Origin of the sequence: Leucobacter weissii, from assembly GCF_017565745.1 — a bacterium.
GTDB lineage: Bacteria > Actinomycetota > Actinomycetes > Actinomycetales > Microbacteriaceae > Leucobacter > Leucobacter weissii.
Window position 1 is genome coordinate 104,164 of sequence record NZ_JAGDYM010000011.1, and the last position, 20,506, is coordinate 124,669.

Annotated in this window: 15 protein-coding genes; 13 read left to right on the plus strand and 2 right to left on the minus strand. The window is 68.5% G+C overall.

All coding sequences use genetic code 11. The features are described from left to right. Window positions 1-39: 39 nt before the first annotated feature. Window positions 40-891, minus strand: coding sequence for a fused MFS/spermidine synthase (locus J4H92_RS10310; protein WP_208098105.1), 852 nt, complete (start codon window positions 889-891; stop codon window positions 40-42). Between the two features lie 63 nt (window positions 892-954). Here J4H92_RS10310 and J4H92_RS10315 point away from each other — a divergent pair, with 63 nt between their 5' ends. From J4H92_RS10315 to tuf, 10 genes are all read left to right on the plus strand, one after another. Next, complete coding sequence (locus tag J4H92_RS10315; protein WP_208098106.1) at window positions 955-1,287, plus strand: LapA family protein; 333 nt, start codon at window positions 955-957, stop codon at window positions 1,285-1,287. Window positions 1,288-1,541: 254 nt separating this feature from the next. After that, window positions 1,542-5,036, plus strand: coding sequence for a DNA-directed RNA polymerase subunit beta (gene rpoB, locus J4H92_RS10320; protein ID WP_208098107.1), 3,495 nt, complete (start codon window positions 1,542-1,544; stop codon window positions 5,034-5,036). A 93-nt stretch (window positions 5,037-5,129) separates the two neighbouring features. Further along, a complete protein-coding gene (locus J4H92_RS10325) occupies window positions 5,130-9,023 on the plus strand; it encodes a DNA-directed RNA polymerase subunit beta' (RefSeq protein WP_208098108.1) in 3,894 nt (1,297 codons plus the stop codon). A 174-nt stretch (window positions 9,024-9,197) separates the two neighbouring features. Further along, on the plus strand, window positions 9,198-10,127 hold the full coding sequence (locus J4H92_RS10330) for a hypothetical protein (protein ID WP_208098109.1): 930 nt from the start codon (window positions 9,198-9,200) through the stop codon (window positions 10,125-10,127). Between the two features lie 2 nt (window positions 10,128-10,129). Then, window positions 10,130-10,651 carry a hypothetical protein gene (locus J4H92_RS10335; protein ID WP_208098110.1) on the plus strand — a complete coding sequence of 174 codons (522 nt, stop codon included), beginning with the start codon at window positions 10,130-10,132 and terminating at the stop codon, window positions 10,649-10,651. Beyond that, entirely contained in the window at window positions 10,648-11,286 is a 639-nt protein-coding gene (locus J4H92_RS10340) for a spermidine/putrescine ABC transporter substrate-binding protein (RefSeq protein WP_208098111.1), read from the plus strand. Before J4H92_RS10335 ends, J4H92_RS10340 begins: the two co-directional genes overlap by 4 nt. 421 nt (window positions 11,287-11,707) lie before the next feature. Beyond that, the gene (gene rpsL, locus J4H92_RS10345; RefSeq protein ID WP_208098112.1) at window positions 11,708-12,082 is read left to right on the plus strand and encodes a 30S ribosomal protein S12; all 375 of its coding nucleotides are present in this window, start codon (window positions 11,708-11,710) and stop codon (window positions 12,080-12,082) included. Then, window positions 12,082-12,552, plus strand: coding sequence for a 30S ribosomal protein S7 (gene rpsG / locus J4H92_RS10350; protein ID WP_208098113.1), 471 nt, complete (start codon window positions 12,082-12,084; stop codon window positions 12,550-12,552). The genes rpsL and rpsG overlap by 1 nt, the downstream gene beginning before the upstream one ends. 118 nt (window positions 12,553-12,670) lie before the next feature. After that, window positions 12,671-14,785: an elongation factor G gene (gene fusA, locus J4H92_RS10355; RefSeq protein ID WP_208098114.1), complete on the plus strand. Its 2,115-nt coding sequence runs from the start codon at window positions 12,671-12,673 to the stop codon at window positions 14,783-14,785. A 163-nt stretch (window positions 14,786-14,948) separates the two neighbouring features. Then, on the plus strand, window positions 14,949-16,142 hold the full coding sequence (tuf, locus tag J4H92_RS10360; RefSeq protein WP_208098115.1) for an elongation factor Tu: 1,194 nt from the start codon (window positions 14,949-14,951) through the stop codon (window positions 16,140-16,142). A gap of 113 nt (window positions 16,143-16,255) precedes the next feature. Here the strand turns inward: tuf and J4H92_RS10365 are convergent, their stop codons facing one another. Further along, a complete protein-coding gene (locus J4H92_RS10365) occupies window positions 16,256-16,471 on the minus strand; it encodes an Rv0909 family putative TA system antitoxin (protein ID WP_208098116.1) in 216 nt (71 codons plus the stop codon). Between the two features lie 186 nt (window positions 16,472-16,657). On the opposite strand from J4H92_RS10365, the gene J4H92_RS10370 reads away from it, so the two are divergent. The 3 genes from J4H92_RS10370 to rpsJ all read left to right on the plus strand — a co-directional run bounded on the left by J4H92_RS10370 (window position 16,658) and on the right by rpsJ (window position 20,498). Next, window positions 16,658-18,454, plus strand: a complete 1,797-nt coding sequence (locus J4H92_RS10370; protein ID WP_341783066.1) for a polysaccharide biosynthesis protein — start codon at window positions 16,658-16,660, stop codon at window positions 18,452-18,454. After that, the gene (locus tag J4H92_RS10375) at window positions 18,451-19,638 is read left to right on the plus strand and encodes an MraY family glycosyltransferase (RefSeq protein WP_341783067.1); all 1,188 of its coding nucleotides are present in this window, start codon (window positions 18,451-18,453) and stop codon (window positions 19,636-19,638) included. The genes J4H92_RS10370 and J4H92_RS10375 overlap by 4 nt, the downstream gene beginning before the upstream one ends. A gap of 551 nt (window positions 19,639-20,189) precedes the next feature. After that, window positions 20,190-20,498 (plus strand): 30S ribosomal protein S10, encoded by a 309-nt coding sequence (rpsJ, locus tag J4H92_RS10380; RefSeq protein ID WP_208098118.1) that lies wholly within the window; start codon window positions 20,190-20,192, stop codon window positions 20,496-20,498. Window positions 20,499-20,506: the final 8 nt, after the last annotated feature.

The following is a 20,506-nucleotide window of genomic DNA, read 5'->3' on the forward strand; positions in this document are numbered from 1 at the left end:
TGGCGGCTCGCGTCACGCCGTGACGCCTGATCGCTCGCGTCAGGCACCGTCGAACAACTCTCTCGGAGGCGCCGGACTGGGCGCGGCCTCGGCGTCGCCGACCGGGCGCGCGTCGCGCATCCATTCGGAGAGCTCCCGGCCCGCGAGCATCCTGGCCGGGTGGGGTCCGCCCGCAAGCAGCCTCGGCAGCCAGAGGAGGTCGGGATCCTCAGCCGAGGCGACGAGCACCACGTTGCCGAAGCGGCGCCCCTTGAGCACCTGCGGCTCCGCGATGGCCGCCACCGTCGGGAAGATCGACGCGAGCGTCGCCGCCTGGCCGCGGGTGAAGGCCTGGCCCGCGCCGTCGGTCGCGTTCACGACCACCACGCCGTCGGCGGCGAGTAGCGGCCGGATCGACTCGTAGAACTCGACGCTCGACACGTGGGCGGGGGTGCGGGATCCGGCGAAGACGTCGACGACCACGAGATCCATCGCGCCGCGCATTCCCGCGGGCAGGCGGCCCAGCACCTCGCGGGCGTCGCCGTGGCGGACGCGGATGCTGGCCCGGCGCGGCAGGGGCGCCGCCTCGCGCACGAGTGCGACGAGCGCGGGCTCCAGCTCGATCACCTGCTGCCGGCTGCCCGGCCTCGTGGCCTCGACGTAGCGGGGCAGGGTGAACGCGCCGCCGCCGAGGTGCAGCGCCGAGATCGGGGCTCCGGGCGTCCGGAACAGGTCGATCACATGGCCGATCCGTCGCACGTACTCGAAGAAGAGCTCTCCCGGATCGCGCAGGTTCACATGCGACTGCGGCGTGCCGTCGACCGTGAGCTCGAGCGCGCCCGGCACCCAGCGATCCTCCGAGATCTCCGCGACGAGGCCCGTGCTCAGGACCACGGGTTCCGGCAGCTTCACGCCGACGGCTCGGCGTTCCGGGCCGCGGCGCCGGGACCCCGGCCCGGGACGATGGTCTCGCTCATGGGTCCAGCCTACGCCCGCGACGCCGCCCCGCTCGCTACACTCGGAGCAGGCACCGCGCAGGGAATGGGGCGGTCGTACCTCGAGGGGGAGCACATGTCCGATCCGACGACCGGAGCCGAGAAGGGCGCGTTCTTCACCGCGAAGAACATCCTGGCGATCATCATCGCCGTCGCCGCGCTGGTGTTCGTGTTCTCCAACATGGCCACCGCCGAGCTCAACCTGTTCGGGGCGCGGATCGCGCTGCCCGGCTGGGTCTGGCTGATCCTGCTGCTGGCGATCGGCTTCGTGGTCGGTTCGCTCTTCCCCTGGTTCAAGACGAAGAAGAAGTGACCCCGAGTCGCTCAGGGCGACGCATCGCATCGCGCGGAATCGCCTCGGGCTGATCCTACGCACGAACCCCTTGCGATGCGGTAACAAATGGGTTACAGTTGTTCTTTGCGCCTCGAACACCTGTCTGCCTTCATATTGCGGTCGGCCGTCAACCTCGTCACCGGGTCATCCGTGCCGAGCGATCCATCCGTGTTTGAAGCGTATCTGCAACGACCAGATCACACAGCCCGACGGGGCCCACGGAGGTAACTTCCTTGGCTGCTGCGCGCAACGCATCCACCAATTCACCCAAGAACGGCCGCGATCACCAGCGGCTCTCGTTCGCCAAGATTTCCGACACGCTGTCGGTGCCGAACCTTCTGGCGCTGCAGCTCGAGAGCTTCGACTGGCTCGTCGGCAACGACGCGTGGAAAGAGCGCGTCGTCGAGGCTCAGCAGGAGGGGCGCGACGACATCGCGCTCAAGAGCGGCCTCGAGGAGATCTTCGACGAGATCTCGCCGATCGAGGACAACACCGGCTCCATGCAGCTCTCCTTCGAGAATCCGATTCTCGACGAGCAGAAGTACAGCATCGACGAGTGCAAGGAGCGCGGCAAGACCTACTCCGCCCCGCTCTACGTCGAGGCGGCCTTCTACAACACCGAGACGCAGGTGCTGAAGAGCCAGACCGTCTACATGGGCGACTTCCCGATCATGACGGACAAGGGCACGTTCATCATCAACGGCACGGAGCGCGTGATCGTCTCCCAGCTGGTGCGCAGCCCCGGCGTCTACTTCGAGCGGGCGCAGGAGAAGACGAGCGACAAGGACGTCTTCTCGGCACGCGTCATCCCGAGCCGCGGCGCCTGGCTCGAGTTCGAGATCGACAAGCGCGATCAGGTGAGCGTGCGCATCGACCGCAAGCGCAAGCAGTCGGTCACCATCTTCCTCAAGGCCCTCGGCATGACGACGTCCGAGATCCTCGAGGAGTTCGCCGGCTACGAGTCGATCGCCCTGACCCTGGAGAAGGACGGCATCGAGTCGCAGGAGGAGGCGCTCAAGGACATCTACCGCAAGCAGCGCCCGGGCGAGCAGGTGGCGATCGAGGCCGCCCGCGCGCTCCTCGACAACAGCTACTTCAGCCCCAAGCGCTACGACCTCGCCAAGGTCGGCCGCTACAAGATCAACCGCAAGCTCGGGCTCGACGCGCCCATCACCGACTCGGTGCTGTCGCTCGAGGACATCGTCGCGACGATCAAGTACCTGGTGGGGCTGCACGCCGGCACCGAGACGCTTCCCGGCGTGCGGGACGGCAAGCCCGTCGAGCTGCGCCTCGACACCGACGACATCGACCACTTCGGCAACCGTCGCATCCGCGCGGTGGGCGAGCTGATCCAGAACCAGGTGCGCACCGGCCTCAGCCGTATGGAGCGCGTGGTGCGCGAGCGCATGACCACGCAGGACATTGAGGCGATCACGCCGAACACCCTGATCAACACCCGCCCCGTGCTGGCGGCGATCAAGGAGTTCTTCGGCACCTCGCAGCTGTCGCAGTTCATGGACCAGAACAACCCGCTCGCGGGCCTGACCAACAAGCGACGCCTCTCGGCGCTCGGCCCCGGCGGACTCTCGCGGGATCGCGCCGGCGTCGAGGTGCGCGACGTGCACCCCTCGCACTACGGCCGCATGTGCCCGATCGAGACGCCGGAAGGCCCGAACATCGGCCTGATCGGCGCACTCGCCACCTTCGCCCGGATCAACGCCTTCGGATTCATCGAGACGCCGTACCGTCGCGTGGTCGACGGCAAGGTGACCGAGCAGGTCGATTACCTGACCGCGCACGAGGAGGACGAGTACCTCATCGCGCAGGCCGGGGCGCCGCTGACCCAGGAGGGCGCCTTCGCCGAGAAGCAGGTGCTCGCCCGCCCCCGCGGCTCCGAGGTCGAGCTGGTCGACGCCGGCCGTGTGCAGTACATGGACGTCTCCCCGCGCCAGATGGTGTCGGTGGCGACGTCGCTGATCCCGTTCCTCGAGCACGACGATGCGAACCGCGCGCTCATGGGCGCGAACATGCAGCGCCAGGCCGTGCCGCTGCTGCGCAGCGATTCGCCGCTCGTCGGCACCGGCATGGAGGGCTACGCGGCGGTCGACGCCGGCGACGTGGTGACGGCGGAGAAGCCCGGTGTGGTCGCCGAGGTCTCGGCGGACGTGGTCACCGTGCAGCTCGACGAGGGCGGGACGCAGAGCTACTTCCTGCGCAAGTTCGACCGCTCGAACCAGGGCACCAACTACAACCACCGCGTGATCGTGAAGGCGGGCGAGCGGATCGAGGCCGGCGAGGTCATCGCCGACGGCCCCGCCACCGAGAACGGCGAGCTCGCGCTCGGCAAGAACCTGCTCGTGGCGTTCATGCCGTGGGAGGGGCACAACTTCGAGGACGCGATCATCCTGAGCCAGAACCTGGTGAAGGACGACACGCTCTCGTCGATCCACATCGAGGAGTACGACGTCGATGCGCGCGACACCAAGCTCGGCAAGGAGGAGATCACCCGCGATCTCCCCAACGCCAGCATGGAGGCGCTGAAGGATCTCGACGAGCGCGGCATCATCCGCATCGGCGCCGAGGTCCACCCGGGCGACATCCTGGTCGGCAAGGTGACGCCGAAGGGCGAGACCGAGCTCAGCGCCGAGGAGCGCCTGCTGCGCGCCATCTTCAACGAGAAGAGCCGCGAGGTGCGCGACACCTCGCTGAAAGTGCCGCACGGCGTCTCCGGCACCATCATCGAGGTGAAGGTCTTCGACGCGGAGAACGACAACGACGACGAGCTCGGATCGGGCGTCAACCAGCGCGTCGTGGTCTACATCGCCCAGAAGCGCAAGATCACCGAGGGCGACAAGCTCGCCGGCCGGCACGGCAACAAGGGCGTCATCTCCAAGATCCTGCCGGTCGAGGACATGCCCTTCCTGGCGGACGGCACCCCGGTCGACGTGATCCTCAACCCGCTCGGCATCCCGGGCCGGATGAACTTCGGTCAGGTGCTCGAGACGCACCTGGGCTGGATCGCCAAGCAGGGCTGGAAGGTCGAGGGCTCGCCCGAGTGGGCCGCCAGGCTGCCCGAGCACGCGCTCGAGGCCGCGCCCGACACGAAGGTCGCGACCCCGGTGTTCGACGGCGCCAGCGAGGAGGAGATCGCGGGTCTGCTCGACTCCACGACGCCCACGCGCGACGGGGAGCGGCTGGTGGGATCCAGCGGCAAGACCCGGCTGTTCGACGGGCGCTCGGGCGAGCCGTTCCCGTACCCGGTGTCGGTCGGCTACATGTACATCCTGAAGCTGCACCACCTCGTGGACGACAAGATCCACGCGCGTTCGACGGGCCCTTACTCGATGATCACGCAGCAGCCCCTGGGCGGCAAGGCGCAGTTCGGCGGTCAGCGCTTCGGCGAGATGGAGGTGTGGGCTCTCGAGGCCTACGGCGCCGCCTATGCGCTGCAGGAGCTCCTCACCGTGAAGTCGGACGACATCCTCGGACGCGTCAAGGTGTACGAGGCGATCGTGCGCGGCGAGAACATCCCCGAGCCGGGCGTGCCCGAGTCGTTCCGCGTGCTGATGAAGGAGATGCAGTCGCTCTGCCTGAACGTCGAGGTGCTCGGCGCCGACGGCCAGGCCGTCAACCTGCGCGACAACGATGACGAGGCCCACCGCACCGCTGAGGAGCTCGGCATCAACCCCTCGACCCGCTTCGAGACCTCCTCGGTCGACGAGATCTGAGCCGAGATCTGAATTGATGGCCGCATCGTCCTGGGACGATGCGCGCGTCGGTTCCCGACACTTCAGAATTAGTTTTCAACCCAAGGAGAGAAATTGCTCGAGGGTACGAGTTTCAACGAGCTTCAGATCCGTCTGGCGACCGCTGACGACATTCGCAGCTGGTCGTTCGGCGAGGTCAAGAAGCCCGAGACCATCAACTACCGCACGCTGAAGCCCGAGAAGGACGGGCTCTTCGGCGAGCAGATCTTCGGCCCGAGCCGCGATTGGGAGTGCGCGTGCGGCAAGTACAAGCGCGTGCGCTACAAGGGCATCGTCTGCGAGCGCTGCGGCGTCGAGGTGACGAAGTCGAGCGTGCGCCGAGAGCGCATGGGCCACATCGAGCTGGCCGCGCCGGTCACCCACATCTGGTACTTCAAGGGCGTGCCGAGCCGGCTGGGCTATCTGCTCGACATGGCGCCGAAGGATCTCGAGAAGGTCATCTACTTCGCCGCCTACATGGTCATCGACGTGGACGAGGAGGGCCGCCACGAGGATCGCAGTTCGCTCGAGGGCGAGCTGCAGCTCGAGATCTCCTCGCTCGAGAAGCAGCGCGATCTCGGCATCGCGCAGCGCCAGCAGCAGGGCGAGACCGATCTCGCCGCGCTCGAGGCCGAGGGCGCGAAGGCGGATCAGCGTCGGCGCGCCGAGGCCGCCATGAAGAAGGATCTCGAGCAGATCCGCAAGGGCTTCGACGACGAGATCGCCACGCTGCGGCGGGTCTGGGACGACTTCCTCGCGCTGAAGGTCGGCGACCTCAAGCCCGAGGACGCGACCTTCGCCGAGCTGCAGGACCGCTACGGCGAGTACTTCGACGCGCACATGGGCGCCGAGGCGATCAAGAAGCGTCTGGAGGGCTTCGACCTCGAGGCCGAGAGCGAGTCCCTGCACCAGCAGATCGCCGAGGGCAAGGGCCAGAAGAAGATCCGCGCCATCAAGCGGCTGAAGGTCGTCAACTCCTTCCTCCAGACCGGCGGAAGCCCGGCCTCGATGGTGCTCGACGTGGTGCCGGTGATCCCGCCGGAGCTGCGCCCGATGGTGCAGCTCGACGGCGGCCGCTTCGCGACCTCCGATCTCAACGACCTCTACCGACGGGTCATCAACCGCAACAACCGCCTGCGCCGTCTGCTCGATCTCGGTGCGCCCGAGATCATCGTCAACAACGAGAAGCGCATGCTGCAGGAGGCCGTGGACGCGCTGTTCGACAACGGCCGCCGCGGTCGTCCCGTCACCGGCACCGGCAACCGGGCGCTCAAGTCGCTCAGCGACATGCTCAAGGGCAAGCAGGGCCGCTTCCGCCAGAACCTGCTCGGCAAGCGCGTCGACTACTCGGGCCGCTCGGTCATCGTCGTCGGCCCGCAGCTGAAGCTGCACCAGTGCGGCCTGCCCAAGCAGATGGCGCTCGAGCTGTTCAAGCCCTTCGTCATCAAGCGGCTCATCGACCTCTCGCACGCGCAGAACATCAAGGCCGCCAAGCGCATGGTGGAGCGCTCGCGCAGCGAGGTCTGGGACGTGCTCGAGGAGATCATCCGCGAGCGTCCCGTGCTGCTCAACCGCGCGCCGACGCTGCACCGCCTGGGCATCCAGGCCTTCGAGCCGCAGCTCGTCGAGGGCAAGGCGATCCAGCTGCACCCGCTGGTCTGCACCGCGTTCAACGCCGACTTCGACGGCGATCAGATGGCGGTGCACCTGCCGCTGTCGGTCGAGGCGCAGGCCGAGGCCCGCGTGCTGATGCTCGCCTCGAACAACATCCTGAAGCCGTCGGACGGCCGCCCGGTGACGCTGCCCTCGCAGGACATGATCATCGGCCTGCACCACCTCACGACGGTGAAGGACGGCGTCGCGGGCGAGGGCCGCTCGTTCGGTTCGGTCGCGGAGGCCATCCTCGCGATGGACGAGGGCACCCTCGATCTCGGCGCTCGGGCGAGGATCCGGCTCGAGTCGTACGTCGGACCCGACGGCGCCGCCGCGCAGAAGCCCGTGCTGGTGGAGACGACGCTGGGACGCGCGCTCTTCAACGAGGCTCTTCCCGCCGACTACCCCTACTTCGAGCGGGTCGCGGACAAGGGCACCCTCTCCGGGCTGGTGAACGACCTCGCGGAGCGCTACCCGAAGGTCGAGGTCGCGGCGACGCTCGATCGGATCAAGGACGCCGGCTTCCACTGGGCCACGCGCTCGGGCGTCACCGTCGCCCTCAGCGACATCGTGACCCCGTCGAACAAGGCGGAGATCCTCGCCGAGCACGAGAAGGCGGCCGCCGCCGTGCAGAAGAAGTTCGACCGCGGTCTCATCACCGATGCCGAGCGCCACAGCGAGCTCGTCGAGATCTGGACGGAGGCGACCGACGAGGTGGCCGCCGCCATGCGCGACGCGTTCCCCGCCGACAACACCATCTTCCGGATGGTGTCGTCCGGCGCCCGAGGCAACTGGCTGCAGATCCGCAACATCGCGGGCATGCGCGGCCTGGTGAGCGATCCGAAGGGCGAGATCATCCCCCGCCCGATCATCAACTCCTACCGCGAGGGCCTGTCGGTGGCGGAGTACTTCATCGCGACGCACGGCGCCCGCAAGGGCCTGGCCGACACGGCGCTCCGGACGGCCGACTCGGGTTACCTGACGCGACGCCTGGTCGACGTGTCGCAGGACGTCATCATCCGCGAGGAGGACTGCGGCACCCGGCGCGGACTGGAGCTGCCCATCGCCACCGCCGACGCCGACGGCACCCTGGTCCGCGACGACAACGTCGAGAACTCCGTCTACGCGCGGACGCTCTCGGAGGACGTGGTCGATCCGAAGGGCGCCGTCGTGGCGACGTCCGGCGCGGATGTCGGCGACGTGCTGATCGACGCGCTCGTCGCGGCGGGCGTGACCGACATCAAGGTGCGGTCCGTGCTCACCTGCGAGTCCGCGGTCGGCGTGTGCGCCACCTGCTACGGTCGCTCCCTGGCCACCGGCCAGCGCGTCGACATCGGCGAGGCGGTCGGCATCATCGCCGCCCAGTCGATCGGCGAGCCGGGAACGCAGCTCACGATGCGCACCTTCCACACGGGCGGTTCGGCCTCGGCGGACGACATCACGCAGGGTCTGCCCCGTGTGCAGGAGCTCTTCGAGGCCCGCACGCCGAAGGGCTCCTCGCCCATCGCGGAGGCCGCGGGTCGCGTGACGATCGAGGACACCGAGAAGTCCCGCCGCATCGTGCTCGTGCCCGACGACGGCAGCGAGGAGAAGGTGTACCCGGTGCTCAAGCGCGCGACGCTCCTCGTCGAGGACGGCGACCACGTCGAGCTCGGCGAGCCGTTCCTGCAGGGCACGCTCGACCCGAAGGATCTGCTCCAGGTCGGCTCGACCGAGAACGGCAAGCACATCCCCGGCGAGCGCGCGGTGCAGAAGTACCTCGTGGAGGGCGTGCAGGGCGTGTACCGCTCGCAGGGCGTGCCGATCCACGACAAGCACATCGAGGTGATCGTGCGCCAGATGCTGCGCAAGGTCACGGTGGTCGATCACGGCGAGACCGAGCTGCTGCCCGGTGAGCTCGTGGATCGCTCGCGCTACCAGCGGATCAATCGCGAGGCCCTGCTCGAGGGCAAGCGCGCCGCCACCGCCCGCCCCGAGGTCATGGGCATCACCAAGGCTTCGCTCGCGACCGAGTCGTGGCTGTCCGCGGCCTCCTTCCAGGAGACCACGCGCGTGCTCACCCAGGCGGCGATGGAGGGATCCCGGGATCCGCTCATCGGCCTCAAGGAGAACGTGATCATCGGCAAGCTCATCCCGGCGGGCACGGGGCTGAGCGCCTACCGCGACGTGGATGTGAAGGCCACCGAGGAGGCGAAGGCGGAGCGCTACCCGAACCGCCTGTTCGCCAGCGAGGGCAGCTTCGACGAGAGCGATCTCTCCTTCGTGGACTTCGACAGCTTCACGTCGGACGAGTTCGATCCGAGCAAGTTCAACTGATCCTCGCGCTGCGCTGCAGGCGGGCGCCTCCCCTCAGGGGGAGGCGCCCGCCGCCGGTTCCGGGCCGGGTGGCGCAACACCGGGCGCGGTGCGCGCGGAGGCGGAGCTGCGGCGCTACCCTTGGCCGCATGGAGTGCGTCGACCGCGCACCGGACCGGACGAGAGGGTGGGACGATGAGCGACGAGCGCGACACGCAAGCGGCGGGAGCCCCCGTCGAAGAGGCGGAGGCGACGACCACCGAGGTGCGCGCGGCCGTCGATCGCGCGGTTGCCGCGGAGTCGAACGAGACCGGGAGCGAGGTCGCGGATCCCGGGCCGATCGGAACCGACGCCGTCCCGGCCGAGCCGCCGGCCACGGAGCCGTTCACCCCGGTGGAGCGCACCGAGGCGGAGCGGCCGTTGATCGCGCTGTCGGAGGAGCTTCCCAGCGCGGGGCCGGCGCCCGAGCCCGTCGTGGAGACCGAGGCGCCCCGGGTCCCCGAGGGGAAGGTGCTCGTGAGCGCCGACCACCCGATCGCGGCGCTCTACATGCAGACGCCGATGCCGCCCGAGCTGCGCGGCAATCGCGGGGCCGGCGTCCTCATCTCGCTGCTCGCCACGCTCGCGTTCGCCCTCGTCCATGCCGGGGTGATCGCGCTCTGGCTGGCGCCGTCGACGCCGCCCTCCGCGTTCCTCGAGGAACTGCTGCGGGCCGGTCTCTGGCCCGTGGTGGCGGCATCCGTGGCGTTCTTCATCGGACTCGCGCTGCTGGTGCTCATCGTCGGCCGCGCGGGCTGGTGGGCCTATGTGCTCGGCGGGTTCCTCGTCGGTGCGCTGGTCTGGATCGGCGCGCTGGCGGGGGCGGCACTGACCGCGTACCAGGCGAACGGAGCCGTCGGCCTCGTCGAGTTGATCGGGGGCGATCCCGCCGCGGGAATCGACGCGATCGACGTGATCCGCCACTTCGGGTTGGAGCTGCCGGTGATCGGGGCCGCGATCGCGGCCCGGGAGGTGACCGTCTGGTTCGGCGCATGGATCGGCTCCCGCGGGCGCAAGCTGAAGCGTCTCAACGCGGAGGCGATCGCCGAGTACGAGGCGGCGCTGGCCGAGGTGCAGGCGAAGTAGCGGTGACCGAGAACCGCCGCCGCGGCGTCACCCGGGGATACGTCGGGGGACTGATCGCGGCGACTGCGGTTCTCGCGGTCGCCCTGCTCGTCGCGGCGTGGGGGCTGTTCGCCTACCTCACGGGACGGGATCCGATCTCGACCCCCGGCGTGTGGATGCTGTCCGGCGAGATCATCGTGCTGGCGGCGCTGCTGCTCCTGGGCTGGGGGCTGTGGGCCCAGGCGCTGACGCTGCTGCGCGGGCAGCGGGGACTGCCCTGGGGGCACACGGTGGCGCTGGCCGGAGGCGGCTACGTCGTGTGGTGCCTCGGGGGAGTGCTGGCCGGGCTCGCCATCGACGAGACCTGGCTCAGCCCCTTCGCCGTCGCACTGGCCGTGATCTGGGCGCTGTGCTCGGTGCTCTTCTGGGCGGTGCTCGCGCGGCGCGTCTACACCGATCTTCCGACGCCCCAGTGGCCGTGGGAACGGCGCGGCGAGGCGGGCCCGGACTGGAAGACGCCCGAGGATCCGGGCGGCGAGCGGTGAGCGCGGGCGACGCGGTGGCCGGGCGCGTGAACGCGGCCGTCGACGCGTGGCTCAGGTGGCTGCCGACCTGGCAGCCCGGCACGCACCGCGGCCGCGCCCGGATGTGCCGGCGGTGCACCGGGTCGCCCGTGCTGGCGGCCGCGGGGATCGAGGCGGACGTCCCCCACCAGGTGGCGCACGCGCTGACGAGCCGGATGCAGCGGATCATCGACCGCGCGGTGGAGGACTACATCGAGCGGGAGCTGCCCGTGCTGCACGCGGAGCTCACCGGCGAGCAGCTCTGGAACCACGGGGGCTTCGAGCCGGGGGCCGGACTGGATCCCGAGTACGACGGACTCGATCTCGACCCCGAGGCGGAGGACGGGCAGCCGTTCCTGTTCACCATGGTGGAGCTGGCGGAGCAATCGCGGCCGGAGCCCCCGCTGCCGAGACCTCCGCTGCGTCCCGAGGAGAAGCGGCAGCTGCTGAGCGAGATCGAGCTGTCGGACCATTTCGCGGACGATGCGGGTCGCCGCATCTGCTTCGCGCTCGCGGAGCATCGGCCCAGGATCCGCGCCGCGGTGCAGCGCTTCGTGGAGCCGCAGATCCAGGCGTTGCTCGACGAGCTCACCCGCGGTCTCGAGCCGCCCCGATAGCCGGGCCGTCTTCCAGCGCGGGCGACCCGGCGGGTTCGCGTCGCACCGATCTGCAGGACCGCACCCGCGCTCGGGGATCCGGGGCGCGATCCCGGCAGCCGGTCGCGCGGTTCCCCGCACATTGCGGAATATGACCGTGAGCGCGTATAGTTGGTTGCTGGTGTGTTCCACCGTTGTTCGTCGTGCAAACGGCACTCGGCGAGGGAGCCTCCGCAAGGGTCACTCGGCACGGCTTCTGCGTTGCGTTCGCGCGGCGCGGACACGGGTCCGACACCCCCACGGCATACCTGCACCCGTCGCGGTTCCGATCGGCCCAGCCGGCTCGGTACGGCGGCAGCAGGTCAGCGGTCGCGCGAGCGGCCACGATGCTTGTTCACGAAAGCATTCCTGTCACCGTGCAGGAGTTCAACCAGGAGAATCAGTGCCTACTATTCAGCAACTGGTTCGCAAGGGGCGCACGCCGAAGGTCTCCAAGACCAAGGCTCCCGCCCTGAAGGCGAACCCCCAGCAGCGCGGCGTCTGCACGCGCGTGTACACGACCACGCCGAAGAAGCCGAACTCGGCCATGCGCAAGGTCGCCCGTGTGAAGCTCTCGAACGGAACCGAGGTCACCGCCTACATCCCGGGCGAGGGCCACAACCTGCAGGAGCACTCGATGGTGCTCGTGCGCGGCGGCCGTGTGAAGGATCTCCCCGGCGTGCGCTACAAGATCGTGCGCGGCGCGCTCGACACGCAGGCGGTCAAGGATCGCCAGCAGGCCCGCAGCCGCTACGGCGCGAAGAGGGAGAAGAAGTAATGCCTCGCAAGGGACCCGCCCCGAAGCGCCCCGTCGTCGCCGATCCGGTGTACGGCTCGCCCGTGGTCAGCCAGCTGGTCAACAAGATCCTGCTCGACGGCAAGAAGGGCCTCGCCGAGCGCATCGTCTACGGCGCGCTCGAGAACGTGGCCGCGAAGTCCGGAGAGGACGCCGTCGTCGTGCTCAAGAAGGCGCTCGACAACGTGCGTCCCACGCTCGAGGTGCGTTCGCGCCGCGTCGGCGGCAGCACCTACCAGGTGCCCGTCGAGGTGAAGCCCCACCGCGCCAACACGCTCGCGCTGCGCTGGCTGACGAGCTACGCGAAGGCCCGCCGCGAGAACACCATGACCGACCGTCTCACCAACGAGATCCTGGACGCCTCGAACGGCCTCGGCGCCGCGGTGAAGCGCCGCGAGGACACGCACAAGATGGCCGAGTCGAACCGCGCATTCGCCCACTACCGGTGGTAGCGGCTGCCTGAGCGGGGGCGGATCGCCTGGTGTGATCCGCCCCCGCTCTCGCGGGAGCGGCCCGCGGCGCGCACACTTCCCCAACCTTCCATCCCACCCCCACCCGGAGGAGACCCCCGTGGCACAAGACGTGCTCACCGACCTGAGCAAGGTCCGCAACATCGGCATCATGGCTCACATCGATGCCGGCAAGACCACCACGACCGAGCGCATCCTGTTCTACACGGGTGTGAACCACAAGCTGGGCGAGACCCACGACGGCGCGTCGACCACCGACTGGATGGAGCAGGAGAAGGAGCGCGGCATCACCATCACCAGCGCCGCGGTGACCTGCTTCTGGAACAAGAACCAGATCAACATCATCGACACTCCGGGTCACGTCGACTTCACCGTCGAGGTGGAGCGCTCCCTGCGCGTGCTCGACGGCGCCGTCGCGGTGTTCGACGGCAAGGAGGGCGTGGAGCCCCAGTCCGAGACCGTGTGGCGTCAGGCCGACAAGTACGGCGTGCCCCGCATCTGCTTCGTCAACAAGATGGACAAGATGGGCGCCGACTTCTACTTCACGGTCGACACCATCGTAAACCGCCTCGGCGCGAAGCCGCTCGTGATGCAGCTGCCGATCGGCTCCGAGAGCGACTTCATCGGCGTGGTCGACCTGCTCTCGATGCAGGCCTTCGTCTGGGAGGGCGACGCCAAGGGCGATGTGACCCTCGGCGCGAACTACGAGATCCAGGAGATCCCGGCCGATCTGCAGGCCAAGGCCGAGGAGTACCGGGCGCAGCTGGTCGAGGCCGTCGCCGAGACCGACGACGCCCTGCTCGAGAAGTTCTTCGGCGGCGAGGAGATCTCGATCGACGAGCTCAAGGCCGGCATCCGCAAGCTCGTGGTGGGCAACGAGATCTACCCGGTGTTCTGCGGTTCGGCGTTCAAGAACCGCGGCATCCAGCCGATGCTCGACGCGGTCGTCGACTTCCTGCCGAACCCGCTCGACGTCGGCGCCATCGAGGCGCACGATCCGCGGGACGAGTCGGTCGTCATCGAGCGCAAGCCCTCGGCCGACGACCCCTTCGCCGCGCTCGCCTTCAAGGTCGCGGTGCACCCGTTCTTCGGCCGCCTCACCTATGTGCGCGTCTACTCGGGCCGTGCCGACTCCGGCGCCCAGGTCGTCAACTCGACCAAGGGGAGGAAGGAGCGCATCGGCAAGATCTTCCAGATGCACGCGAACAAGGAGAACCCGGTCGACGAGTTGACCGCGGGCAACATCTACGCGGTCATCGGCCTGAAGGACACGACGACCGGCGATACCCTCTCCGACCCCAACAATCAGGTCGTGCTCGAGTCGATGACCTTCCCGGAGCCCGTGATCGAGGTGGCGATCGAGCCCAAGACGAAGGGCGATCAGGAGAAGCTCTCCACCGCGATCCAGAAGCTCGCGGAGGAGGATCCCACCTTCCGCGTGAGCCTGAACGCGGAGACCGGGCAGACCGTGATCGCGGGCATGGGCGAGCTGCACCTCGACATCCTCGTCGATCGCATGAAGCGCGAGTTCAAGGTCGAGGCGAACGTGGGCAAGCCCCAGGTCGCCTACCGCGAGACCATCCGCCGCCTGGTCGAGAAGCACGACTACACCCACAAGAAGCAGACCGGTGGATCCGGTCAGTTCGCCAAGGTGCAGATCGCGCTCGGCCCCCTCGACTCCGACAGCGAGGAGCTCTACGAGTTCGAGGACAAGGTCACCGGCGGCCGCGTGCCCCGCGAGTACATCCCCTCGGTCGACGCGGGCATCCAGGACGCCATGCAGTACGGCATCCTGGCCGGCTTCCCCATGGTCGGCGTGAAGGCGACGCTGCTCGACGGCCAGTACCACGACGTCGACTCCTCCGAGATGGCGTTCAAGATCGCCGGCTCGATGGCCTTCAAGGAGGCCGCGCGCAAGGCGAACCCCGTGCTGCTCGAGCCGATGATGGCCGTCGAGGTGCGCACGCCCGAGGAGTACATGGGCGACGTGATCGGCGACCTCAACAGCCGTCGCGGCCAGATTCAGAGCATGGAGGATGCGAGCGGCGTCAAGGTCGTCCGCGCGCTCGTCCCGCTCTCCGAGATGTTCGGGTACATCGGCGATCTCCGGTCGAAGACCAGCGGTCGCGCGGTGTTCTCGATGACCTTCGACTCCTACGCTGAGGTGCCGAAGGCCGTGGCCGATGAGATCGTTCAGAAGGCTCAGGGCGCCTAAGAAACGTCCGCTGGCCGGCGATCCTGAGCCTGTCGAGGGATCGTCTGCCGGCTCGGGTCGCACCCCGCGACGCGAGCAAGTAACATAGAGACACCAACCCCGTGCCCGTGCCCTCCGAGACCCTCGGAGGGAAGCGGCACTCGATGTCCTGAGGAGGACCACAGTGGCGAAGGCCAAGTTCGAGCGGACCAAGCCGCACGTAAACATCGGAACGATCGGCCACGTCGATCACGGTAAGACCACGCTTACCGCGGCGATCTCGAAGGTGCTGGCCGACAAGTACCCGTCGGACGTCAACGTCCAGCGCGACTTCGACACGATCGACTCGGCTCCCGAGGAGCGTCAGCGCGGCATCACGATCAACATCTCGCACGTCGAGTACGAGACCGAGAAGCGCCACTACGCGCACGTCGATGCCCCGGGTCACGCGGACTACATCAAGAACATGATCACCGGTGCCGCCCAGATGGACGGCGCGATCCTGGTGGTCGCCGCGACCGATGGTCTGATGGCCCAGTCGAAGGAGCACATCCTGCTCGCCAAGCAGGTCGGCGTGCCGTACCTCCTCGTCGCGCTCAACAAGACCGACCAGGTCGACGACGAGGAGATCCTCGAGCTCGTCGAGCTGGAGGTCCGCGAGGAGCTCTCGAAGCAGGGCTACCCCGGAGACGACGTGCCGGTGGTCCGCGTCTCGGGCTACGGCGCGCTGCAGGGCGAGGAGAAGTGGGTCGACTCGGTCCTCGAGCTCATCCAGGCCGTGGACGACAGCATCCCCGACCCGGTGCGCGACAAGGACAAGCCGTTCCTCATGCCCGTCGAGGACGTCTTCACGATCACCGGTCGCGGCACCGTCGTGACCGGTCGCGCCGAGCGCGGCACCCTCGCCATCAACAGCGAGGTCGAGATCGTGGGCCTGCGCCCGACGCAGAAGACCACGGTCACCGGCATCGAGATGTTCCACAAGCAGCTCGACGAGGCCTGGGCCGGCGAGAACTGCGGTCTGCTGCTCCGCGGCACGAAGCGCGAGGACGTCGAGCGCGGACAGGTCGTCGTGCAGCCCGGCTCGATCACCCCGCACACCAAGTTCGAGGGCACCGCCTACATCCTGAAGAAGGAAGAGGGCGGCCGCCACAACCCGTTCGAGACGAACTACCGTCCGCAGTTCTACTTCCGTACCACTGACGTGACCGGTGTGATCACGCTCCCCGAGGACAAGCCGATGGTCATGCCCGGCGACACCACCGACATGACGGTCGAGCTGATCCAGCCGATCGCCATGGAGGAGGGCCTCGGCTTCGCGATCCGTGAGGGCGGCCGCACCGTCGGCGCCGGCACGGTGACCAAGATCGTCGAGTAGGTCTCAGCGACAGACGAGAGAACCCCCGGGAGCGCGCTCCCGGGGGTTCTCTCGTCTGTCCTGTCGTCCTGCGCTCGCTTCGCGCGGGGTGACGGCGTGCGGGTCGTGCCCGACTACTGATTCCCGACCTGCTTGTCGAGGTTGTCGCGGACGTCGCCGACCTGATCGGCGAACTTGTCGCCGGTGACCTTGTTGGCGAGGTTCGCGGCGCCGTCCAGGATCTTGTCGCTGATGTCCTCGGCCTGCTCGCTCTTCAGCGCGGCCTGGATCTTGTCGGCGTTGTCCTTCGCGAAGTCGCCGGCCTGCTTGGCCAGATCGTCGATTCCCATGTCGTCTCCTTGTGTCTCTGATGCGCCGCGATCGGCGCCCCCGGCAGTGCGCCGGGCGGCGCACGCTCCCATTATGACCCACCCGTTCGTCACCGCACCGCCCGGTTGAGCGGTCAATCCCAACTCGCGCCGGTATTCTCGAAGTACCGGACGATGTGCCCCGGAATCAGAAGAAGGAGCCACGCAGTGCAGACCGCTGGCGCGAGACTCGCGCACTTCGCCCGCACCTACGGGCTGCTCTTCCTCTGCGACGCGCTGGCCTGGGCGGTCGGCATCCTCGCCGCCCTCGTGCTGCGCTTCGACTTCAACGTGATGCTCATCCACTGGGGATGGTCGCTCGCGCTCATCGGCGCGACGATGGTGCTGCAGCTCGTCGCGGGATGGTGCTTCTGGCTCTACCGCAATCGCTACGAGGTGGGCGGCTTCGACGAGGTGCGCGCGATCGTGTTCGACGTGACGGCGGTGATGGCGGTGGCGTGGGGCCTCGCCTATCTGGTGGCGTACGGCAACGGCATCCCGCGCAGCACCATGATCATCGCCGCGCCGATCACCTTCACCCTCATGGCGGCCGTCCGCTACATCATGCGCCAGCGCTCGGAGCGACGGCTGAAGCCCGGGGGAGCGGCGGAGCGCGCGCTGCTCTACGGCGCGGGCTATCTGGGGAATCAGACGGCGAAACGACTGCTGACCGATACGGCCTCCGACCTCCTCCCCGTCGGCTTCATCGACGACGACCCCCGGAAGAAGAACCTCGAAGTGCGAGGCGTCCGGGTGCTGGGCGGCCTCGACGATCTCTCGGACGTCGTGAAGCAGACCGGCGCCACCACCCTCATGGTGTGCATCGGGGACGCCGACGCCTCGCTGATGCAGCGGGTCGACGCGATGGCGGACGAGCTCGGGATCTCGGTCATGGTGCTGCCCCCGCTCGATCAGATCCTGCACAACTCCTCGACGATCGCGGAGGTGCGCGAGCTCTCGATAGAGGACATCATCGGCCGCCACCCGGTGCGGCTCGAGACGGAGTCGATCGCCAAGTACCTGCAGGACCGCGTGGTCCTCGTCACGGGCGCCGGGGGGTCGATCGGAGAGGAGCTGAGCCGTCAGCTGGCCAGGTTCGCGCCGAAGGAGCTGATCCTGCTCGACCGCGACGAGACGGCGCTGCAGAGCGCGCAGCTGGCGATCAGCGGGCACGGACTGCTCGACACGCGGGACGTGGTGCTCGCCGACATCCGCGACGAGCAGGTCGTGCAGCAGATCTTCAGCGAGCGGAGGCCGGAGGTGGTGTTCCACGCCGCGGCGCTCAAGCACCTGCCGATGCTCGAGCAGTACCCCGACGAGGCCTGGAAGACGAACGTCCTCGGCACGCTGAACGTGCTGCGCGCCGCGCGCTCCGTCGGCGTCACGACCTTCGTCAACATCTCGACGGACAAGGCGGCGAACCCGACCAGCGTGCTCGGGCATTCGAAGCGGGTCGCGGAGAAGCTGACCGCGTGGATGGCCGAGCAGACTGGGCAGCACTACCTCTCCGTGCGGTTCGGGAACGTGATCGGGAGCCGGGGGTCCATGCTCCCGACGTTCCGCGCGCTGATCGAGGCCGGTGGCCCGGTCACCGTCACGCACCCCGAGGCGACGCGCTTCTTCATGACGATCCCGGAGGCCTGCCAGCTGGTGATCCAGGCCGGAGGCATCGGGCGTCCCGGCGAGGTGCTGATCCTCGACATGGGCGAGCCCGTGCAGATCCTGGACGTGGCGAAGCGCATGATCGCGCGGTCGGGCAAACCCATCGAGATCGTGTTCACGGGACTCCGGCACGGCGAGAAGCTGCACGAGGAGCTCGTCGGCGAGGGGGAGGGCGATGAGCGGCCGTTCCACCCGAAGATCTCGCACGCGCACGTCGACACGCTCAGCCCGGACGTGCTCGACCACGCGGGGTGGATCGCCCGGATGAGCCTCACCGAAGAAGCCGAGGAGCGGGTGCTGTGAACGCGCCGGTGCTCACCGCGTGCTCGGCCGAGCACGTCGGGCCCTGCAACGACAGCATCGGCGTTGAGCTGCTGCCGAGCCCGGAGACGCTGGCCCTCTGGGCTGCTCTCCTGCTGACGCTGGCGCTGAGCCTGCTGCTGCCGCTCGCGGTCAGACCGCTGCTGATCCGGCTCGGGATCGTGGACGTGCCCAACGAGCGCTCCTCGCACGAGCGGCCCGTGCTGCGCGGGCTCGGCCTGGCGGTGCTCCTCGCGATGACGCTCGGCGGAGGGACGGCGTGCGCGCTCCTGTCGGCCGGGTCGGCGGACGGCGGCGGCCCGTGGGCCTCGGCTCGGGGCGCCGCCACTCTCGCGCTCGTCGTCGGCGGATTCCTCGCGAGCGGGCTGCTGGGGCTCGCCGAGGATCTGCGCGGCCTCAGCGTGCCCGTGCGCAGCGCGATCCTGCTCGCGATCGCCGCGGCGTCGGCGGGCGGGCTGCTCTGGACCGTCCATGCCCAGGGGCAGGCGACCGTGATCTGGGTGCCGGGGATCCACGCGGGGCACTGGCCGGTCTGGATGCTGGTGCTGCTCGGCGTCTACGGGGTGCTCTTCATCTCGGGCTACATCAACGTGGCCAACTTCATGGACGGGCTGAACGGGATCAGCGGTTTCCACGGGGTCATCGCGGGGCTCACGTTCGCCGTCTCGGGCTGGTTCATGGGATACGCCTGGCTGTCGGCGGCCGGGCTCGCGATCGCCGCCGGGTTCGCGGGGTTCCTGCCCTGGAACCTCTCGAGGCCCGGTGCGTTCCTCGGCGATGTCGGGAGCTATCTGCTCGGCGGCTCGGTCGCCGTCACGAGCTTCGCCGCGTTCGTGAACGGCGTGCCCGTGCTCGCGACCATCGGCCCGATGGTCGTCTACTTCGGCGACGTCGCGGTGACCCTGGCGAAGCGGCTTCGGGCCGGGCGCAAGTGGGACGAGCCCCATAAGGAGCACGTCTACCAGCGCCTGCAGCAGCTGGGGCTCGGCCACGTCCAGGCCTCGGGCGTCGTGGCGCTCTTCACGCTCGCCGCGTCGGTTCTCGGCCTGCTCTCGTTCGCCGTGCCGTCGGTCTGGTGGCTGCTGCTGCTCGCGGCCGGGCTCGGCGTGCTGGTCCTCTATCTCTCGCTGCCCCGGATCCTGAGCCGACGGCGGCATTCGGTCTAGCGACTCGGCGCGATGCCTCGGGGTCGCGGATTCTGTACTCGCCATCCGGAAGCGCTGAGTCGTGCAGGGGTGAAGAGTCTCGTACCCCGATCTGCTCAGCACTTGCGGCCCCGCTGTCCGAGTCCGTCTCGGGCTCGGACAGCGGGGCGTTCGAAGAACGACACGCCCGGCTTGCACAAACACCGGAACATGTGTCAGACTATTCAGGTTCAGAACTTTCCGCGTGTGCGGAAATCACTGCCAGGCTGTGCATAGTCACTCGGAACCGACCCCGGAGCTCTCCGGAGGGCGATCCGGATCTCGATTAGGCCGCGGGCAGCGAACGCCCTCCCGCTCGACTTCACCGGCCCCGGCCGGTCGATGATCCGACAGGCTCCGGCCGGTCGGATGCTGCTGCGCGGGTTTTGACAGGTGAACAGAGACCCAGTGCGACGTGCGTCCGCGTGCGCGTGCCAGGGCGCTGATACGCAAGACGTCCAATGCCGGATTCCGGTCCTCGACTCGCTCGGGGGACGGGACGAGGTACGACGCAACCAGAAAGAGAGAGTCCTATGGCGGCGCAGAAGATCCGCATTCGACTGAAGTCGTACGATCACGAGGTCATCGACAACTCCGCACGCAAGATCGTTGACACGGTGACCCGCGCGGGCGCCTCCGTGATCGGCCCCGTGCCGCTCCCGACGGAGAAGAACGTGATCCCCGTGATCCGCTCTCCGCACAAGTACAAGGACAGCCGCGAGCACTTCGAGAAGCGCACGCACAAGCGTCTGATCGACATCGTCGATCCCACGCCCAAGGCCGTCGATTCGCTCATGCGCCTCGACCTGCCGGCAGACGTCAACATCGAGATCAAGCTGTAGGGGGTCTC

Excerpts from the sequence above, each read along its gene's own strand:
- rpsG (WP_208098113.1), top strand. The coding sequence starts at position 12,082 with ATGCCTCGCAAGGGACCCGCCCCGAAGCGCCCCGTCGTCGCCGATCCG.
- J4H92_RS10315 (WP_208098106.1), top strand. The coding sequence starts at position 955 with ATGGGTCCAGCCTACGCCCGCGACGCCGCCCCGCTCGCTACACTCGGA.
- J4H92_RS10365 (WP_208098116.1), bottom strand. The coding sequence starts at position 16,471 with ATGGGAATCGACGATCTGGCCAAGCAGGCCGGCGACTTCGCGAAGGAC.
- rpsJ (WP_208098118.1), top strand. The coding sequence starts at position 20,190 with ATGGCGGCGCAGAAGATCCGCATTCGACTGAAGTCGTACGATCACGAG.
- J4H92_RS10330 (WP_208098109.1), top strand. The coding sequence starts at position 9,198 with ATGAGCGACGAGCGCGACACGCAAGCGGCGGGAGCCCCCGTCGAAGAG.